Consider the following 19,318-nt stretch of genomic DNA (forward strand, 5'->3'; position numbering starts at 1 on the left):
GTAGCAACAATGCATTTTTGAGTTACTTCACAGCCACTCGAATCATATTCCAAGACAATGGTTCTAATTTGGCACTGATATTTTCACCAGTAATCGCAACACTAGCTAGTGGCTGAATTGACATTTTGCCATCGCGGTTGTCGGCCTTAACGGCATAACCATAAAACTGGGTTGCTTCTATGATGTGATCAATATCAAAACCAGTAGGATTGATTGATAAGTCGGCGTTTTCATGTTGGTTTTTATTTTCAGCAAAAACAATCAGCTCATTAGCTTCTTTATTATAGATGGTGACGCTGTCCATCAGTGGAACATTTTTAAATTGACGGGAATTGTATGTTGGAACGTCAACGCTACTATTTAACACAACGCCGTGTCCATACGTTGCCATTTGCATGAATGGATAATAAATGGATTGCAACCACACGCCGCCGTTGGTGTCCGTCATAATTGGTGCAATGACGTTGACGAGTTGTGCAAGGCAAGCAATCTTAACGCGGTCAGCGTGTTTCAGTAACGTCATTAGTAAACTACCGACGAGTAAGGCGTCTTCAAAGTTATATACATCTTCCAACAAGTGCGGACCGACCTGCCACGGTTTAATCTTGGTGTCAGCGTCGTTTGAATGATACCAAACATTCCATTCATCAAACGACAAGTTGATTTGTTTACTTGACCGTTTGCGGGCCTGAACCGCATCACACATAGCGATGACGCCACTAATGAATTGGTCTAAATCTTCGTTTTTAGCTAAGAAATTATCCAATTCTGTCGGATCATCATCTCCGTAATAGCCATAGTAACGGTGCAAGGACAGGTAGTCTACATTGTCGTAACATTCATCCAATACGGTTTCTTCCCAAGTGCCAAATGTCGGGTTGTCAAGGGACGAACTGCCACAGGCGACAAGCTCAATACTATCATCCACTTGTTTCATGGCCTTAGCAGTTTCGTTAGCTAGATGTGCATATTCAGATGCGGTTTTAGTGCCAATCTCCCACGGACCATCCATTTCGTTACCTAAACACCAAGTCTTAATAGCAAATGGTTTGGAATCGCCATTCTTTCCACGCAGATCACTCAATTCAGTGCCGCCTGGAAAGTTGCAGTACTCGACTAGATCGGCTGCCTCTTGAATGCCACGAGTACCTAAATTAACAGCCATGTTTGGCACGGCCCCGACTTTCTTTGACCAGTGCATAAATTCATGCAGGCCAAATTGATTTGTTTCCAGTTCCTTCCAAGCGATATCTAAGCGGGTTGGTCGTTGATTTTTAGGACCGATGCCGTCTTCCCACTTGTATTGTGATAGGAAATTGCCACCTGGATAACGAATCAATGGCACATGCAGACTTTTTACTGCATTGATAACATCTTTGCGGAATCCTTCTTCATCTGCTTCAAGATGATCAGGTTGATAAATACCGGTGTAAACAGCTCGTCCTAGTTGTTCGATGAAGGAACCGTAGATGCGATCATCAATTTTGGAAATGGCATTGTTTGCGACGGTATTGATAATAGCTTTCATAAAATTACCTTTAGCTTTCTTTAATTTGACCACGACGATCGATTAATGTTTCTCGAATCGTCGTTTCTTTGCGTTCGAACTTTAAATAAGCAATCATAATAAGTGCGCCACCGATAAAGAAAATGGCGGGAAGATAACTAAAACAGAATTTGATGGCGGAAAGCGATGCTGCATTTTGTGCAACACCAGCTTTGTAGCCAGCGTGGTTAAGAATCATTGATGGAGCCCAACCGCCTAGACCAGATCCCATCTTAATTGCGAATGAACTACCGATTGCGGTTAAGAAACCACTGGCGCGAATCCCGTTTTTCCATTCACCGTAATCGACTGTGTCTGATAGCATTGCGAATGGCATTGAGACGGAAATACCAGTACCGATGGATGCGATGCTCCAGGCAACAGCTAAGGCAATGAAAGAGTGACCAGTAAATGCGATTGCAATTTGACCCAAGGCTGCAAGTAATAATCCGGCAATTAAAACTTGTGTTTTAGCAAATTTTTTAACAAGGAATGGAATTAACAGCATACCTACCATTTGAAACATAACTAATGCGTTTAACACTGATGCAAAGCCCTTGGCACCGAGATTGTACTGTGTGTAATACACTAAAACCGATGTTCGCGAAGAGTTTCCAAGCCAATAAAAGATAAAACCAAGAACCAAGATGAACCAAGGCCAATTAGACTTGGCCGCTCTAATTGAGTCTATAATTGGCAAGGCTTTCTGTGATTGAGTGTTGATTTCACGAGTATCGAAGAACGCAAACATGAGAAGAGCAAACCCAATAACAGCTAATACAAGCGCGATTGTGCGCCAACCAGTGACGGCACTGCCACCGCCAAAAAAGGCAACGAAACTTAAGGTAAAGGTTGCGGTGATGAAAAACCCGATGTTACCACCGATCATTCGTGTACTGTTTAGCTTGATTCGTTGGTCGGAATCGTTACTGAGATTTGGCAAAATGGAGCTGATGGGAGTTCCAACTCCTGTATATGAAATTCCAAACAGAAGGTAGGTAATCATTGCCCACCAAAACTTACCAGTTGAACTTAGCGAAGGAGACCAGAACATGAGAATAAAGAATATTGCAAAGGGGAATGCAATCCATAAAAAGTACGGACGACTTTGTCCCCAACGTGTGTGGGTATGGTCAATGATAAATCCCCATACTGGTGCGTCAAAGGCATCAAGTATTCGTGCCGCTAGGAGAATCGTGCCTGCTGCAGCGACTGATAATCCGAAAACATCAGTGTAGTAGTACAAAATAAAAGTTGTAACAGTGGTATAAAGCAGGTTTCCTGCCATATCTGTACTGGCATAGGCTAGCATCCGATGAAACGGAATTTTGGTTGAAGATTTGAGCGATTCTGCAATGTGGCTTTTCACAATGTTTCCTCCTGAAGTGAATAAGATTGGTCGATATTTTTTAAAAGCGCTTTCATTGACCTTAATTTACCCATATCATTAAGCAATTAACATTCAATAGCTCACAGAGTATTTATAAAAAATCACACTTTTAAACTAGCTATGCAGTTTTGGAAGACCATCGGACGCATAATAAGGGGCAATAGGGAATTGATGGCTGGTGTCGACGAAAACGCACGGAGGAAAACAATGACTCAATACTTATCTATATCATGCTTGCCCTTTCCAACATTTATCGAAGGTGGGTATGCGACTTTTGAAGTGGGCGATCAACATCCAAATCGAGATGATTTACAATACTTCATTCTTATGGTTATGCGTAAAGGTTGCTTGTTCATCGCCGAAGATGATGCTCACTATACGATTAAGGCTGGTCAGATATTTATATTGCGTCCAAGACATCACCATTACTCTTGGAAGCCAGTGGCAGAGCGAACGGAGTACTACTGGCTTCATTTTTATGTGGCTGGAGAATGGAGTCAAAATGTCAATCCGACACCGTTGACACCAAGTATTGCCGTTCCGACGCTGCATTACTACACACCATCGACGACTGTTTATTTGGCCAAGCAATTCAATATTCCAAATCAAGATCAACTCATGCCAACAATTCGGCAAATTTTTGAGGAAAGCCAACAGTCCAACAGCTATGGTTTTTGGCGAGCTCAGCAATTATTTATTGATGTGCTTCAAGCCGTACAATATAGTTCAGCCAAGGAAACGCGTCTTGCAGAGCTAGCGGCACATGTTCAAGAATACTTGCGCACTCATTACCAATCACGGATTACAAATGAGGAATTGAGCCGGGTCTTTCATTTCCACCCTAATTATATTAGTCGAGCAGTTAAACAGACGACTGGCTTGACGCCGGATGAGTTTGTTAAACAGTATCGGATGGAAGAAGCAAAACGTCAGTTACTTAATACGTCGCTTCCAATTTCTACTATTGCTGAAAGGATTGGTTATCAAAACATTTATTACTTTTCAACGTCGTTTAAGAAGCAAGTTGGTGTCTCACCTAGAACATATCGAATCAATGGTTAACACCGCGACATAACGAATCGATGTGTGATATTTTATAAATTTATCTTTGCCTTTTACATTTATTGATATGCTTGAGCGCTTTATACTCACTGTAAAGCGCTTTCATTAATTTAAAAATAGTGAGGTACAAACATGCATTCAAAACGCTTCGACATGCAGCACAATTCCCATGGAGCAATTACAAGTCTTATTGATCAGGAAGACACTGATAAGATGAACTGGGTAATTAACCCTAGTTACTTAGATAAAGTAGGCTACACCGACAGTGATAAATTGTTTGGTGAATTCGAAATAATAATCGGGAACCATCATTACAAAAGCATTGAATTAAAGCCGGTTCTTAAAGAAACTAGTGAACAATTGATAGTTAAATATCAGCTCCCTGAAGCAACAATTACGTTGAATTATGAATTGATTAACGATCAGTTGCAGTGGCAAATTCTGTTACAGAATAATACGTATGAGCCTGTAAAAATAACAAGTCTCGGTGTCTGGTGCTCACTGGCCTATATTATGTTTCGAGATCGAGATGTCCTCCAGAACATTCATCGTTCCACAGCTGTTTTTCCTTCGGTTGCCCCGAACTTTACTAAATTAGCTGGAATGCGCCGTGATAATGAAGGAAAGAACATGGGGTTATTTCAGACAGCAGGTGTGGTTCAGTCAGTTGGAACCGCTTGTGAGTGGACGAATCGATTCTTTGAAAATGTATCGCCGTCATTGGATGGTATGTTGTTTCATCAACTCATTTTGGCCGGCGGGTATCCACAAACAAAAGCACCAAAAAGAGATTGGATATACCCGCATAGTAGCATCACTTTAACCGACGAAATGAAGTGGTCTTTTGTTCTCACCCCCTTTAGCGATCAGGATAATTTTACTGATGTGGCCCAACATTTTGGTCACCCACGCATAACATACCCACCAATTATCATTCAAAATCAGACAGCTACAGTAACGATCGAGGAACCAACGAACGATTTGGTTGAACGAATTGTTTTACGTACTAATGTTGATAACGAGATTATTGAACGTGATGTAACCTCTAGTCTTAAACAAAACGTGTTGACGTTAACTCCAACAGAGGTGGGCGAACATGAGTTGCGTATTACTCTTGAAAGTGGCAGACAGGATCGTATTGTATTCAATGTTATGCCGCCGATTCATCAACTGATTCAACACCGCGTGGATTGGTTAAGCATCCACTCTTTCGAAGATGCTTCGGGCAAACATCCATATTCATTCAGACCTGTTTCTAACCAAGGCGAATCATTAGGTAAATTGAGTTTAATCTTAATGGCAAATCTGTTAAACCCGACTGAAAAAACAATGGCTCAGGTGCGACAGGTCGAACAAAGTGCGGTGTACTACATTCGTCAAAAGTGGTTTGTTGACGGCGATTTTGGCAAACCAGCGTCCCTGTATGGAGACTTTTATCGCGTAATGGATTTCGAATACATTGGACATGTCTACTACTTATTATCACTATTTGGGGAAAATGTTTTAACACTCAATCAACCGACAGTTTATCTTCACTGGGCTGCGGATGTCTTTAATTTACGAGTTAATCCAGATATGCATGAAAGCCAGCGTGCCAAGGAAGAATCGCAAATGTTGGGCGTGTACTTTTTATACATTGATGGTCTGCTGAATGACTTAAAAGCTCATGGTATGAATGAAGACTATCGGCTAATTAAGGAATGTTGGGACAAAGCCGTAAAGCGCGTGGCAACTGATAGTCAATCGTATAAGGCTGCCATTACAGAGCACTTTTATGATAATGCTGGTTTTGGACCTGCCACTGGAGCTTTGGCTAATGCCGGCTATACGAAGGCTGCCAGTCGATATGCAGAATTGTTAAAAGCCAACATTGGCTTCAGCAATGATTTTCGAAGCCAAGCGCCAGACCGTTGGTGGGAAGCCCTCTCTTATATGATTCACTCATTATGGGGCGGGATTACAGCGGCTTCTAGCCTACTAGCCTATGAAAAAATGGGTGACACTGAGCTATTACGAGGGGCTTATCGTGCATTTGCGGGTGTGTTATACATGTATGATGCAAACGCAACCACAACAGATCGTCTGCTCAAACCTGGAGAGGCAGCCTCGACGTATAGCATTGCAGGGCCAAATATCAATCGACCGGACCTATCTCGAAATCGTTTTGGACAATCAGTTTTTGCTCAGGACGGTGGTATTTTTACTAGACTATTCCCTGATGGTGATACAGGCCATGATGATTGGGATATGGGCGAAGAATTGGCCGCTTACTTAACTGGATTTGGACAAAAGGCGTATGTGTATACAAAAGCAGATGGAACACTTGGTGTGATCAATGGCAACCTAGTCAAATTAAGACAGGATGAGTACAGGGTTACCAGTTATGCACCATACCCTCGTGAAATCCTAGATGTTGAACGAAACAGGTGTTTAAAAACATCGAGTAAGACCGTTCGTTACAATATTCAAAATGGATTTAAAACGGATGAAGGTTAGTATTTATTCATGATTAAATGATTTATATAAAATGAGCCATTAAGGAGAGGTAGCAACCGTTCCTTAATGGCTCATTTTTGTTACATTTTCGATTGCCTAATTATCAGAATCATTTGCTGGCGTCGGTGTATCTTTTGGCGCCTCGACTTCACCAGCCTGTACTTTATCTTCTTTCTTTAAGAAGAATGTAGCGAACAGTGTAATGACAAAGACTAGAACACCCATCCAGATGTACGTGTGTTGGTAACCGATCACATCGTATAATTTACCGGCAACAGAGGAGAAAATGAAGACCGATATTTGCTTAGCAAAGTTTGATGCGAGGGCGTAAACCGTAGCGTATAAACGAATATCGAAGGCACCAGCGATGTACTTCATGATAGACGTTAACAGTAATGGCATTTCCAGTCCGGCGAGCAAACGGAAGAAGACAACCCAGCCCCAAGTTGGTGACAAAGCAGAACCTAAGATCCGAATGCAAGTGATGAAGCCGTAGATGATCAAACCATTTTTAGAACCGATTTTGTTGATGATCCATGGCATTGGGAACATGAGCAAGAATTCAATGGCCGTTTGACCGGAAGTCATGTAACTGTAAACCAATGTGCCTTGTGCAGCGGTGTGGAAGAACGTCTTGAAGAAGATAATGAATTGTTGGTCGAACACATCGAAAATAGCTGATGCACCCATGTAGAAAATGGCCAGAACCCATAAGTTTTTAATCTTGAACACAGACATAACGGTCTTCATGTCCAAAGAGTTAGATGTGTCCCCAGCAGCAGAAGCGTTGTCCATGTCGATTTTGTCACTGAATAACAGTAAGCCAGTTAAGATAATGGCAGCAACGGTACATGCCCAGAAGATTGAGTCTGGTGACCACAGGAATAAACGACCGGCAATCAATGAAGCGACAACACCGGCAACAGAACCACCAACACGTGAGTGAGCGTATTCAAACTTGTTTGCTAAACTGGCACGTTGAACATATTGTTCAATAACGGAAACCCCACCGTTTAAGACAAAGCTGAGGAAGGTCCCAGTGACAATGGCAACCAAGAAAGAATTGATGTGAAGCAAGGGTAAGAAGACCCATTGGAAGTAAGGTCCGATAAAAATAGCAACAACAGAAATTAAAATAACTAAGTTCTTTTTAAATAACAGCTTGTCGGAAACGACCCCGAAGATTGGCTGGAAAATAAGTGAAATTCCGGCCATCATGGAGAAGACAGCCCCAGATTCAGTCCCGTTTAAGTGACCAACTTGTTCCATCCATAACGTTAAATAGCCATAGACGGTAGCCCAGATGAAGAAATAACTAAAGTGGGAGAAGGGGAACCCCCAGAAGTGTTTTGATTCAGTTTTTTGCATGATGTTTTTAACCTCTATTTTCTAAATGATTAGTCATAGTTGTAAGGCACTGGTTTGCCAAAGTTAGGGGTGCCATCATCGTTCCACGTAAAGGGTTGAACCTTCGTATGGCGATTTGGATCATACAGTGGATCGCCCTTGATTTCTGTGTAGTCACGACAGTGGTAAACCAAAATATCCGTTTGACCGTCTTCGGCTATTGTGAAGGAATTGTGGCCGGGTCCGAATTGGTCATGGTCAAGGTCGCTTTGGAAGACTGGTTTTTCTGCCTTGTGCCACTGACTGGCATCAAGCAAATCAGCATTTTCATCAACGCTTAACATACCCATACAGTAGTTTTCATCGGTCGCACTAGCCGAGTAAGTTAAGAAGTATCGACCATTACGATGGATCACGGCAGGACCTTCATTTACCCAGAAAATCTTCGTTTCCCAGTCAAATTCAGGTTTGGTCAACATTACAGGCTTAGTTTTAAGTGTCCAGGGGTTAGCCATTTCAGCAATGTAGATATTGGAATTACCCTTAATGGCTGGATCTTTTTGTGCCCAAACGTAGTACAACTTGTCGTTAGCTTCAAAACAGGTTGCATCGAGCGAGAAAGAATCCATTGGTGTTTTGACTTGACCATGTTCAATCCAATCATCTTCGCTGCGCATTGGATCTGCGTTATCGCATTCAATGCAGAACATGCGGTGTTGGAACATACCGTTTTTGTCGAACGCCGTTGTTTCGGCTGCGGCAAAATAGATGAACCACTTGCCGTCGATGTAATGAATCTCTGGTGCCCAGATTAATTGACTCATCGGGCCGCTGTCATGTTTACGCCAAATAGTGCGTGGTGCAGCATGGGCGAGGCCGGCCAATGTTTTGGCACGACGGATTTCAATGAGGTTATATGCAGGTACCGAAGCGGTGAAATAATAATAGCCGTCTGTGTGCTTATAAATAAATGGATCGGCGCGCTGCACAATTAGTGGATTAATGTAATCTGTTGCAGTTGTCATATCAACTTGTCCCTTCATGTCTTGTTTGTTAATCGGACGAACGACGTTAGCTAACTTGTTATCCTTTGTACAAGATTAGAGTACAGGCAGAAGCAAACGCTTACAATGATGTTTGCAACATTTATTCGAATAAATTTGGATAATGTAAGCGTTTATATTATAATTTTAGTAAAAGAAACCGCTTTATATTAATTTAAAGCAATGTAAATGTTGTTTGTTACCGTCTGATTAACAAAAAGGTTGGTGTTATCCATAATGGAATTGGATTTGTCTAATGAATCCTTGCTAGCGTATAAAGCACTAGCCAGTCCAGTTAGGTTGGCTATTCTCAGAAAGCTTTCGTATAAGCATTTGAGCGTTCGTGAACTGGCTGAAGAAATGAAACTTAGCAGCACAATTGTGTTGATGCATCTCAACAAACTGGCTGAAGCGGGCCTAATTGAATTTGAACGAGTCGGTCATAACAAGGTGTCTAAGTTAAAGGTTGATCATATCAATGTGAACTTTCCCCAAGAGATTTACACGGCGTTTGATGTTCAAACGACTGATGTGCCGGTGGGACACTTTACTAACTTTTCAGTGAAACCGTCATGCGGTCTGGCCGGAAAAGATAATTATATTGGCAAGGTCGATAATCCGGCATATTTCATGGATCCCGAACGAATGAGTGCGGGGATGATCTGGTGGACAGAAGGATTTGTTGAATATCAGTTTCCCAATTATCTGGCAAGAAACGATACGTTGCAGATGTTAGATTTATCCATGGAGCTAGGCTCTGAATTTCCATTTTCTAATAACGTTTGGCCTTCTGACATTACGTTTTCGATTAACGGCCATGCGATCGGCAATTGGACAAGTCCTGGTGATTTCTCTGATACTCGGGGGAAGTACACACCGTTGTGGGTGCCAGATAACGTTAATCAGTATGGTATTTTAAAAACGGTTCGTGTCACTGATCACGGGAGCTATCTTGACGGACAACCATTCTCTGAAGCGTCGCTAGATGATCTAAAGGTAGACGGTGATACTGTCACAGTTCGTTTTGAAGTTAAAAAGAATGCCAAGAACCGCGGTGGCTGCACGATTTTTGGCAAAGGGTTTGGGAACTTTAATCAAGATATCGAAATGAAGATGTTTTATAGCTAGTTTAAAAACGCTGAACCATCAAAACTGGTTCAGCGTTTTAATATTCATTCGGTTAGTAGTGGAGACGGTAGCCAATTGTGCTAATGGTTGTGTCTCCGGCCGTGAGGACAATGCTACCAAAACCGGTATGTTTGGTGGCGTCGGGTAACGTCTGTGCCTCGAGGGCGACACCTTCGTACGGTTGACCAATACCGTTGGAACGTTTGAAGTTCATATTATCGTGTGTAAAGGAATTAGCGGTGAAAACTACGAGCCCATTACGTTTTGAGAGAATGTCGACTGAGCGACCCGAAGCTGGGTCTGCCAATGTAGCGATTCGGTTGTTGTCTTCCGGTGTTACTTTAAAGAGGTCATCGAAGCCCTTTTCTTCAGTATCTTGCATCCCAGCAATTGCGGTGCCGAGTGTCGTAGCTTTTTGGAAATCGAATGGTGTGTTGGTAACATCAATTAGATCACCAGTTGGCACCTTTTTATCATCAAAGGCTAAATGTTCTGTACTGTTAATTTGTAACGTATGCTGTTTGATAGTTTCGTTGTTCCCTAGATTAAAGTAGGTGTGGAGTGTGGGGTTAAAGACTGTATCGGCGTTTGATCGTCCAACAAAGCTGATTCGCACGACATCATCATCACTGAGCTGGTAGTGAATTTCGGTATCCAGATCACCAGGGAAACCATCTTCTGACGACTTCTGTAAGTGACGGAAGATGATTTCTGGCTCCCCATTTTTGGTGGAAATTTCACCATCCCAGATCTGTGAGTTGAATCCATGCGGTCCGCCATGGAGGGTTGTTGTCCCTTCATTGACTGGAACGTGAATCGTTTTTCCGTTCATCGGAAATTCACCATTGCCAATACGACCGCCTGTGCGGCCGATGCCCATACAAACGTAAAATGGATTGGCTAAGTAATCAGCACTATGGTGATAATTCAAGACGAGGTTGTCGCCACTTGGCAATAAGATTTCATAAAGAGTTGCGCCAAGGCTTAAGGCAGATACAGTGACACCATGAGCGTTGACAAGACTAAAACGATAGATTTGTTGACCGTTAAAAGTATCAAACGGTTGAACTGATGCGTGAATAGATTGCGACATACGGAAAACTCCCTTATTAATTAAGTATGATTCACATATATATTCGAATGAATTAAATGTGAGATTTTAATGAATTGAAATAAATATATAATTACATTACCACATTTTACGAGACAGTAGACCGTCAAAGAGAAAGCGGTTACAAATAAATTTGCAAATTTATTGTGATATCGGAATTTTTACACTACACTAAGATGAGTGAGTGATTCGTTTCAATTTATTAGTAATGATGCTGTGTCTTAAAAGTGAGTTTCATTACATATCAAATTAGGTGGAAATATGGAAAACAAGTATCAAAAGGTTAAAGATGGTTTGAAAGAGGCAATTCTAACAGGAAAATATAAGGTTAACGATAAGTTGCCAACTGAAACAGAATTAATGGCGATGTACGATGTTTCTCGTTATACAGTTAGAAGAGCTGTGGGGGATTTAGAGGGTAGCCACTTCATTTATCGAATTCAAGGCGGTGGCATGTTTGTCCAAGACTGGCACAAAGACTGGTCTAACGATAACGACAGTAAAATGATTGGTGTTATTACGACACATATCGCGGATTATATCTTTCCGGATATTATTTCTGGGATTGACCGCATTATTTCAGATGCTGGCTATTCCTTATTGATTAGTAACACGCATAATAACCATGAAAAAGAACGTAAAAGCTTAATCAATATGTTGGATACTAAAGTTGCTGGCTTAATCATTGAACCGACACAAAGTGCATTGCGTAATCCTAACATGGACTTATACCAGGAAATTAAGGATGATCAGATTCCAACATTATTTATTAACGCTAAATATCCTGACTTGGACTTTCCGAGCGTTACGACTGATGACAAGGCTGCTGAAGAACGCATGATGGAATATCTTTTTCGCATGGGACATCAAAGTGTCCTAGGCGTCTTTCAGGTCGATGATATCCAGGGGGTTAACCGAATGAACGGTTTTGTTCAGGCCTACCAACGTCACCCTGAATTTTCCTACCAGAGTAACCTCATCATGTATCAATCGGGGGATGACTTTGAACGGGTCATGGGTCGAATTCGGATATACTTGGAGCAGGATGAACGGCCAACGGCAATTGCATGTTATAACGATCGTTTGGCGATTCAAGTGATGGACTACCTGCGCTCGAACAACTATCGGGTGCCTGAGGATGTTTCGGTCGTAGGCTTTGATGATTATCTGATGTCACAATATATGAGTCCCTCGCTGACGACATTAAACCATGAGAAGGAACGCATGGGTGAAGACGCAGGGCGCATGTTGATTAAGTTGTTGAATCGTGAAGATGTTCAGGATATCAATTACGAACCAGACTTAGTCAAACGAAACTCGGCTGTTAAACCAACTGATGCTACTGTCGATACTAAAGCTGAATAAGAACTAGCTGGAAAAGGCCGTTTCGGGAAGAAATTAATTCTTCTCGAAACGGCCTTTTTTGGTTACTGCTAACTCTCAAATAACAGATAACGATTAAATATTATTTGTTTTCAGCGTTTGAAACAGTCTTTTCATCGGCTGTGCGTGAACGCAAATCAGCTTCAATATCTTCAAGCGACTTGCCACGAGTTTCCATAAACTTAGTGTGTGTGACCCAGATACAAATTGCACAGATTAGAGCGTAGAAGAGGAACGAGTTAGCCAATCCCATAGCGCTCAACATTGTTGGGAACGTTAACGAAACGAGCATGTTAGCTGCCCAGTTTGTAGCAGAACAAAGCGATGTTCCCAGACCACGAATATTTAATGGGAACACTTCACTGATGAAGACCCATGTAACAGGAGCCCAAGTTGCCGCATAAAATGCCACATAAATAGTCAGTGCAAGGGCACTCACAATTGCTGCAACTTTTGAACCGTTATCAAATTTCAACACAGTACTCATGATTAAAAGTGACAATCCCATCCCAGTTGCACCAAAAATGAGCATCTTTTTACGATCAATGTGATCCATCAAAAGCAAAGCAACAACAGTGACAATGACATTGATAACACCGATACCAATATGGGCCAGCAGAGCGGCTTCCACACCCCATCCAACTTTGGTGAAGATGGTTGGCGCGTAGAAAATAACCGTGTTACTACCAATAATTTGTTGAAAAATCGCAACACCTAATCCAGTGATTAAAGCAGGACGAACAGTCTTACCAAAGAGTTCACTCCAACCACCGGTTTTTTGTGAGGCTTGAGCTTGAATGTCGGTTAGTGCAATTTCAACTGCTTTATCATCGCCGTTGTTGGTGTTTTCCAAAACGGCTTTTGCTTCATCTAATTTACCAACTTTGACTAAGAAACGAGGACTTTCTGGTAAATATAGGGCACCAATGAACAATAGAGCGGCTGGAATAGCTGCGAAACCAAGCATCCAGCGCCAGCCCGTGAATAGTCCTGAAAATGTGTAGTTCAAGATATAAGCTAGTAAAATCCCAATCATAATCATCAACTGCCACAGAGTTGTGATTGCGCCACGACGCTTTTTAGGCGCCAGTTCCTGTAGGTAGGCAGGAACAAGAGCCGAGGTAATTCCCACACCTATTCCAAGGATGATTCGTGTGACTAACAAAACATAGAATTCTGGAGCAACCCCAGAACCAAGTGCGCCAACGAAGAAGATCCCGGCGGCCCACAGTAGCAAGATACGGCGACCGTATGTGTCCAAGAACTTACTAGTAGCAAGTGCACCAATGATCGCACCAATCAAGACAGCTGAAACAACCATCCCTTGTTGCCATGAGCCTAACCGCAATTGCTTTTGAATAAATAAGATGGCACCTGAAACAGATGCAATATCATAACCAAATAAAAGGCCACCTAACGAACCAAACGTATAGATGAAGCCATTCGACACTTTTTTCAAGACGAACCCTCATTTCTATAAATGGATGTGAACCGTTGAAATGCCAACTGAAGAAGGACATCAAGCAGTTGAACTAATCGTCGATTCAGATGCGAAGCAAAAAAATAGCAAATACAAACGTACTAGGTAAAGAATGAAAATTTGTCGACAAAAATAGAAAACGCTTTCAGGAAACAATCTATATCATTTGTTCGAATAAATCAATAGAAAAACGACAAATTTATGTGATTGTAGTATAACTGGAACAAATTTTGTGATTAATTATGTGAGACCAAATAGCTGATTTAAAAGCTTTAGGTAGTTTTTATCAGTTACTATCTAATAGATAAGGAAGGACAATTGCGTGATTGTGGTTACCTATAAGTAACTACGATCAGATTATTTAGTTTTCTGTATTAATACGTATAAATAAAAATAGTGTTGATTTATTCGAATAAATAAATTACACTATGGTCGTTGACAAAAATGAAAACGTTTTATTTTACTTTTGAATTTGTATTTGGAGGATGTTCACATGAACTTAGTTGAAACCTCCCAAGCGGTTAAGAGCGGTGATGTTTCACTAGGTATCGAGCTTGGTTCAACACGAATCAAGGCGGTTCTGGTAACTCACGACTTTCAGACAATTGCATCTGGCAGTTACGTTTGGGAAAACCAATTCGTTGATGGTGTATGGACGTATCCACTGGAACAGGTTTGGACTGGCATTCAGGCCAGCTATACCCAGATGGTGGCAGAAGTTCAAAGCAAGTATCACAGTCCGTTGACTAAAATTGGGTCGATTGGTGTCAGTGCCATGATGCATGGTTATCTGGCGTTTGATCAGGCCGGTAAGCAATTGGTTCCCTTTAGAACCTGGCGTAACAACATTACCGGTCAGGCAGCCGACGAGTTGACGAAGTTATTTTCATTTAACATTCCGCAACGTTGGAGTATTGCTCATTTATATCAAGCAATTTTGAATGATGAACCCCACGTTAAGGATATTGACTTTATCACGACATTAGCTGGTTATGTTCATTGGCAATTGTCTGGCAAACGTGTATTGGGTGTTGGCGATGCATCTGGTGTGTTCCCAATCGATGAAAAAACAGGTACGTATTCCGAGACGATGTTGAAGGCGTTCAATACTCAGGACGCTGTTAAACGTTACCCTTGGAACACTAAAGACATTCTGCCAAGTGTTTTGCCTGCTGGTCATCAAGCCGGAACGTTGACGGATGACGGCGCCAAACTGCTCGATGTTAGTGGCAATCTTCAGGCGGGTAGCGTGATGGCACCACCTGAGGGAGACGCTGGCACAGGGATGGTTGGCACCAACAGTGTTCGCAAACGCACTGGGAACATTTCCGTTGGCACATCAGCCTTTTCAATGGTCGTTTTGGATCAGCCTTTAAAGGCAGTTCATCGTGACATTGATATGGTCATGACACCCACGGGCGCACCAGTCGCAATGGTTCATATCAACAACTGTTCATCTGACATTAACGCCTGGGCCAACTTGTTTAGTGAGTTTGCGGCCAAGTTAGGAGTTGATCTTAAACCTGATCGGTTATACGAGACCTTGTTCTTGCAAGCGACCCATTCAGATCCAGATGTTGGTGGGCTAGTGAACTACAGCTACTTATCAGGTGAGAATATCACCAAGATGTCGGCTGGTCGCCCATTGTTTGTACGGACGCCAAAGAGCAATTTTACATTAGCTAACTTCATGGCAACTCAGCTTTACGCTGCGTTTGCACCACTCAAAATTGGAATGGACATCCTGACAAATGAAGAAAACATCAAAACAGATGTCATGATTGCTCAAGGCGGTTTGTTCAAGACACCAGTGATTGGCCAACAAATTCTTGCTAATGCATTGAATACGCCAATCACAGTGATGAGTACCGCTGGTGAAGGCGGTCCGTGGGGGATGGCGGTGTTAGCCATTTATACATTGCCTGGCGAGAATGAAGATTCCCTTGAAGACTTCCTGGATCGCAAAGTTTTTGCCAATCCAGAAAGTATGACGTTGAGTCCAGAACCAGATGGCGTTAAAGGCTATCAACAATTTATTGAAAATTACCAAGCTGGCCTCCCCGTTGAGGGTGCTGCTATTGATGATATTCCAGAACGAAAGTGAGGCTGACTGTTAATGCTGGAAGCGTTAAAACAAGAAGTTTATGAAGCAAATATGCAATTACCAAAACTGGGGCTTGTTACCTTTACATGGGGCAATGTTTCAGGAATTGATCGTGAAAAAGGCCTATTCGTTATTAAGCCGTCAGGTGTTGAATATGACGAAATGAAGCCTTCTGACATGGTTGTTGTGAACTTAAAAGGTGAAGTTGTCGAAGGGGATATGAACCCTTCAAGTGACACACCTACTCACACGGTGTTATATAACGCCTTTCCAAATATTGGTGGGATCGTACACACACATTCACCATGGGCCGTATCGTTTGCGGCTGCCAAGATGGACGTGCCTGCATTGAACACCACGGCTGCAGATACGTTTTTTGGGGATGTGCCCGCTGCTGATGCGCTAACTAAGGAAGAAATCGAAGAAGACTACGAAGGCAATACAGGTAAGACAATCGTGAAGACCTTCAAGGAACGCGGTTTAGATTACGAAGCTGTTCCTGCTGCTTTAGTTAGCCAACATGGTCCGTTTGCTTGGGGTGCTACTCCGGCCAAGGCTGTTTATAACTCTAAAGTTTTGGAAGTCATCGCTGAAGAGGATTATCACACGTTGCAATTGACTCGTAGTGATACCGAGTTGCCACAGTACTTGTTGGACAAACATTATTATCGTAAGCACGGTAGCAATGCGTACTACGGTCAAAATAATGCGAAGTCTAAATCGCATGCGCTAAGAGAGTGAGTACGAGAGTGTGATTTGCTCCGGGGTGAATCTGAGCAATAAGCAGAAAGGCGAATGATTCGGTGCTTTTCCGAATGATTTGACTTTCAGTTTATGCACAGGATTCAGGAGCTGAGAGCACGTTTAGGCTACGTAGTAGTAAAAACAAAAACATTAAACACAAAGGAGAATTCATTATGTTAGCAGTTCCAGATTACGAATTTTGGTTTGTTACGGGTAGTCAGTTTTTATATGGTGAAGATCAATTAAAGCAGGTTGCTAAGGATGCTGAAGACATCGTTGACAAGCTGAACGCTAGTGGCAAGCTTCCTTATAAGGTTGTTTTTAAGGATGTTATGACAACGGCTGATGGAATTACGAAGTTTATGAAGGAAGTTAACTACAACGACAATGTTGCCGGTGTTATCACATGGATGCACACTTTCTCACCAGCTAAAAACTGGATTCGTGGGACTAAATTGTTACAGAAGCCATTACTTCACTTGGCAACGCAATACTTAAACAAGATTCCTTACGACACCATTGATTTCGATTACATGAACTTGAACCAAAGTGCTCATGGTGACCGTGAATATGGTTACATCAACGCACGTTTGGGCGTTCACAACAAGATTGTTTACGGCTACTGGGGTGACGAAGAAACACAAACTGAAATCGCTAAGTGGGAAGATGTTGCCGTTGCCTACAACGAGAGTTTCAAGTTGAAGGTTTGTCGTTTCGGAGACACAATGCGTAATGTTGCGGTTACTGAAGGTGACAAGGTTCAAGCACAAATTGACCTTGGTTGGACCGTTGATTACTACGGTGTTGGTGACTTGGTTCAAGAAATCAGCAAGGTTAGTGAAGCCGATGTGGACAAGGAATACGAAAAACTCGCAACTGATTACACCTTGGTTCAAGGCGACAATGATCCTGAAACATATAAGCATTCAGTTCGCGTTCAATTAGCTCAATACCTTGGTATTAAGAGTTTCTTGGATCGTGGCGGTTACTCTGCATTTACGACAAACTTTGAAGATCTGTGGGGTATGGAACAATTGCCTGGCTTGGCCGCTCAATTGTTGATGCGTGACGGCTATGGCTTCGGTGCTGAAGGTGACTGGAAGACAGCTGCCCTTGGCCGTTTGATGAAGATCATGTCACACAACCAAAAGACAGCCTTCATGGAAGACTACACGTTGGACTTACGGAAAGGCCACGAAGCCATTCTTGGTTCCCACATGTTGGAAGTTGACCCATCAATCGCTAGTGACAAGCCACGGGTTGAAGTTCACCCATTGGATATTGGTGGTAAAGCTGATCCAGCACGTTTGGTCTTCACTGGTTCTGAAGGTGACGCGATTGACGTTACGTTGGCTGATTTCCGTGATGGATACAAGTTCATCAGCTACCCAGTTAACGCAAACAAGCCAGAAGCTGAAACACCAAATCTGCCAGTTGCTAAACAATTGTGGACACCAAAGGTTGGCTTGAAGGCCGGCGCCACAAAGTGGATCGAAAATGGTGGTGGTCATCACACTGTCTTCACCTTTGCCTTGGACGAAGAACAAATCAACGATCTTGTTACCATGTTTGGTTTGAAGTCGGTGGTTATTGATTAAGAGTAAGAGTGTGAACAACCCCGGGCTTAAACCCGAGCAATAACATGAAACTGGCACGATACGGGTGGTTTTCCTGTATCGTGCCAGTTTCGGGTTATGCACAGGGTTTAGGGGTTGAGAACACGTTTCGGCTGTGTTGAAGCAGTACAAACTTGAGGTGAACACATGATGAAAACGAACAAGCAAAAAATGTTAGCAGGCGATATTTTTGACGTTTATGACGATGAACTTGTCGCTGAACGTGCCGAAGCACGTAAACAAATTGAAGAATTTAATGCACTAGGAGAGCGTGACCCTGAACGCAGTAAGGCAATCATTAAAAAGCTGTTTGGCGAGACGGGGCAAGACTGTAGTGTTCATGCGACTTTTCGTTGTGATTACGGATATAACATTTATGTTGGCGACGATTTCTTTGCTAATTATGACTGTGTAATGTTGGATGTGGCACCGATTCGAATTGGCAAACATGCTTTGTTAGGACCCAAAGTGCAAATTTATTCGGTTAATCATCCTGCTGATTCCAGGTTGCGTCGTAACGGAGCGGAAGGTATTGGCAAACCAGTTACCATTGGCGACGACGTATGGATTGGTGGCGGCGCAATTATTTGTCCTGGTGTAACACTTGGCGACAATGTCATCGTCGGCGCTGGTAGTGTCGTGACAAAATCTTTTGGTGATGATGTCATTATTGGCGGCAATCCAGCACGAGTACTTAAGACAAATATTGAAAAATAAAAAATCGTATGTTGCAGGAGACATTGAAGTGAACCCTTAAAGTTGGACAAATATATTAAGCTGCTTTCTGAACGGCGAGTTTCCGGTATTGTACTGGAGACTTGCCGTTCAGTTTTATTTTGATACGACGTTGATTGTAGAAATCAATCCA

Annotated in this window: 15 protein-coding genes; 8 read left to right on the forward strand and 7 right to left on the reverse strand. The window is 42.4% G+C overall.

Going from position 1 to position 19,318, the window contains the following annotated elements:
* Nucleotides 1–22: 22 nt before the first annotated feature.
* Nucleotides 23–1,528 carry an arabinosylfuranosidase ArfA gene (arfA, locus tag LDK34_RS02310; RefSeq protein ID WP_236941426.1) on the reverse strand — a complete coding sequence of 502 codons (1,506 nt, stop codon included), beginning with the start codon at nt 1,526–1,528 and terminating at the stop codon, nt 23–25.
* Nucleotides 1,529–1,538: 10 nt separating this feature from the next.
* Nucleotides 1,539–2,858: a glycoside-pentoside-hexuronide (GPH):cation symporter gene (locus LDK34_RS02315; protein ID WP_250161418.1), complete on the reverse strand. Its 1,320-nt coding sequence runs from the start codon at nt 2,856–2,858 to the stop codon at nt 1,539–1,541.
* Nucleotides 2,859–3,143: 285 nt separating this feature from the next.
* On the opposite strand from LDK34_RS02315, the gene LDK34_RS02320 reads away from it, so the two are divergent.
* Nucleotides 3,144–3,998, forward strand: coding sequence for a helix-turn-helix domain-containing protein (locus LDK34_RS02320; RefSeq protein ID WP_236941428.1), 855 nt, complete (start codon nt 3,144–3,146; stop codon nt 3,996–3,998).
* 132 nt (nt 3,999–4,130) lie between these two features.
* The gene (locus tag LDK34_RS02325) at nt 4,131–6,494 is read left to right on the forward strand and encodes a hypothetical protein (RefSeq protein WP_236941429.1); all 2,364 of its coding nucleotides are present in this window, start codon (nt 4,131–4,133) and stop codon (nt 6,492–6,494) included.
* A 96-nt stretch (nt 6,495–6,590) separates the two neighbouring features.
* Here LDK34_RS02325 and LDK34_RS02330 read toward each other — a convergent pair whose 3' ends face one another.
* Both LDK34_RS02330 and LDK34_RS02335 read right to left on the reverse strand, forming a co-directional pair.
* Nucleotides 6,591–7,862, reverse strand: a complete 1,272-nt coding sequence (locus LDK34_RS02330; protein ID WP_236941430.1) for an oligosaccharide MFS transporter — start codon at nt 7,860–7,862, stop codon at nt 6,591–6,593.
* A 29-nt stretch (nt 7,863–7,891) separates the two neighbouring features.
* The gene (locus tag LDK34_RS02335) at nt 7,892–8,866 is read right to left on the reverse strand and encodes a glycoside hydrolase family 43 protein (protein WP_236941431.1); all 975 of its coding nucleotides are present in this window, start codon (nt 8,864–8,866) and stop codon (nt 7,892–7,894) included.
* Between the two features lie 255 nt (nt 8,867–9,121).
* Here LDK34_RS02335 and LDK34_RS02340 point away from each other — a divergent pair, with 255 nt between their 5' ends.
* On the forward strand, nt 9,122–10,012 hold the full coding sequence (locus tag LDK34_RS02340) for an ArsR/SmtB family transcription factor (protein ID WP_236941432.1): 891 nt from the start codon (nt 9,122–9,124) through the stop codon (nt 10,010–10,012).
* A gap of 52 nt (nt 10,013–10,064) precedes the next feature.
* Here the strand turns inward: LDK34_RS02340 and LDK34_RS02345 are convergent, their stop codons facing one another.
* Entirely contained in the window at nt 10,065–11,105 is a 1,041-nt protein-coding gene (locus LDK34_RS02345) for an aldose epimerase family protein (protein ID WP_236941433.1), read from the reverse strand.
* Nucleotides 11,106–11,384: 279 nt separating this feature from the next.
* Here LDK34_RS02345 and LDK34_RS02350 point away from each other — a divergent pair, with 279 nt between their 5' ends.
* Nucleotides 11,385–12,488 carry a GntR family transcriptional regulator gene (locus tag LDK34_RS02350; RefSeq protein WP_236941434.1) on the forward strand — a complete coding sequence of 368 codons (1,104 nt, stop codon included), beginning with the start codon at nt 11,385–11,387 and terminating at the stop codon, nt 12,486–12,488.
* Nucleotides 12,489–12,588: 100 nt separating this feature from the next.
* On the opposite strand, the gene LDK34_RS02355 is transcribed toward LDK34_RS02350, so the two are convergent.
* On the reverse strand, nt 12,589–13,965 hold the full coding sequence (locus tag LDK34_RS02355) for a sugar porter family MFS transporter (protein ID WP_236941435.1): 1,377 nt from the start codon (nt 13,963–13,965) through the stop codon (nt 12,589–12,591).
* Nucleotides 13,966–14,479: 514 nt separating this feature from the next.
* Between LDK34_RS02355 and LDK34_RS02360 the strand changes: the two genes are divergently transcribed.
* The 4 genes from LDK34_RS02360 to LDK34_RS02375 all read left to right on the forward strand — a co-directional run bounded on the left by LDK34_RS02360 (nt 14,480) and on the right by LDK34_RS02375 (nt 19,167).
* Entirely contained in the window at nt 14,480–16,090 is a 1,611-nt protein-coding gene (locus LDK34_RS02360; protein WP_236941436.1) for a xylulokinase, read from the forward strand.
* 12 nt (nt 16,091–16,102) lie between these two features.
* Entirely contained in the window at nt 16,103–16,831 is a 729-nt protein-coding gene (locus tag LDK34_RS02365) for an L-ribulose-5-phosphate 4-epimerase (protein WP_017263012.1), read from the forward strand.
* Nucleotides 16,832–17,007: 176 nt separating this feature from the next.
* Nucleotides 17,008–18,432: an L-arabinose isomerase gene (gene araA, locus LDK34_RS02370; RefSeq protein ID WP_017263011.1), complete on the forward strand. Its 1,425-nt coding sequence runs from the start codon at nt 17,008–17,010 to the stop codon at nt 18,430–18,432.
* A 165-nt stretch (nt 18,433–18,597) separates the two neighbouring features.
* Entirely contained in the window at nt 18,598–19,167 is a 570-nt protein-coding gene (locus LDK34_RS02375) for a sugar O-acetyltransferase (RefSeq protein ID WP_236941437.1), read from the forward strand.
* A 55-nt stretch (nt 19,168–19,222) separates the two neighbouring features.
* On the opposite strand, the gene LDK34_RS02380 is transcribed toward LDK34_RS02375, so the two are convergent.
* The gene (locus tag LDK34_RS02380) at nt 19,223–19,315 is read right to left on the reverse strand and encodes an IS3 family transposase (protein WP_347880582.1); all 93 of its coding nucleotides are present in this window, start codon (nt 19,313–19,315) and stop codon (nt 19,223–19,225) included.
* Nucleotides 19,316–19,318 lie beyond the last annotated feature (3 nt).

The sequence above is a fragment of the Furfurilactobacillus milii genome, from assembly GCF_021654115.1.
GTDB classification, from domain to species: domain Bacteria; phylum Bacillota; class Bacilli; order Lactobacillales; family Lactobacillaceae; genus Furfurilactobacillus; species Furfurilactobacillus milii.

Coding starts and splice junctions, on each gene's coding strand:
- arfA (WP_236941426.1), bottom strand. CDS start 1,528: ATGAAAGCTATTATCAATACCGTCGCAAACAATGCCATTTCCAAAATT.
- LDK34_RS02315 (WP_250161418.1), bottom strand. CDS start 2,858: ATGCTAGCCTATGCCAGTACAGATATGGCAGGAAACCTGCTTTATACC.
- LDK34_RS02320 (WP_236941428.1), top strand. CDS start 3,144: ATGACTCAATACTTATCTATATCATGCTTGCCCTTTCCAACATTTATC.
- LDK34_RS02325 (WP_236941429.1), top strand. CDS start 4,131: ATGCATTCAAAACGCTTCGACATGCAGCACAATTCCCATGGAGCAATT.
- LDK34_RS02330 (WP_236941430.1), bottom strand. CDS start 7,862: ATGCAAAAAACTGAATCAAAACACTTCTGGGGGTTCCCCTTCTCCCAC.
- LDK34_RS02335 (WP_236941431.1), bottom strand. CDS start 8,866: ATGACAACTGCAACAGATTACATTAATCCACTAATTGTGCAGCGCGCC.
- LDK34_RS02340 (WP_236941432.1), top strand. CDS start 9,122: ATGGAATTGGATTTGTCTAATGAATCCTTGCTAGCGTATAAAGCACTA.
- LDK34_RS02345 (WP_236941433.1), bottom strand. CDS start 11,105: ATGTCGCAATCTATTCACGCATCAGTTCAACCGTTTGATACTTTTAAC.
- LDK34_RS02350 (WP_236941434.1), top strand. CDS start 11,385: ATGGAAAACAAGTATCAAAAGGTTAAAGATGGTTTGAAAGAGGCAATT.
- LDK34_RS02360 (WP_236941436.1), top strand. CDS start 14,480: ATGAACTTAGTTGAAACCTCCCAAGCGGTTAAGAGCGGTGATGTTTCA.
- LDK34_RS02365 (WP_017263012.1), top strand. CDS start 16,103: ATGCTGGAAGCGTTAAAACAAGAAGTTTATGAAGCAAATATGCAATTA.
- araA (WP_017263011.1), top strand. CDS start 17,008: ATGTTAGCAGTTCCAGATTACGAATTTTGGTTTGTTACGGGTAGTCAG.
- LDK34_RS02375 (WP_236941437.1), top strand. CDS start 18,598: ATGATGAAAACGAACAAGCAAAAAATGTTAGCAGGCGATATTTTTGAC.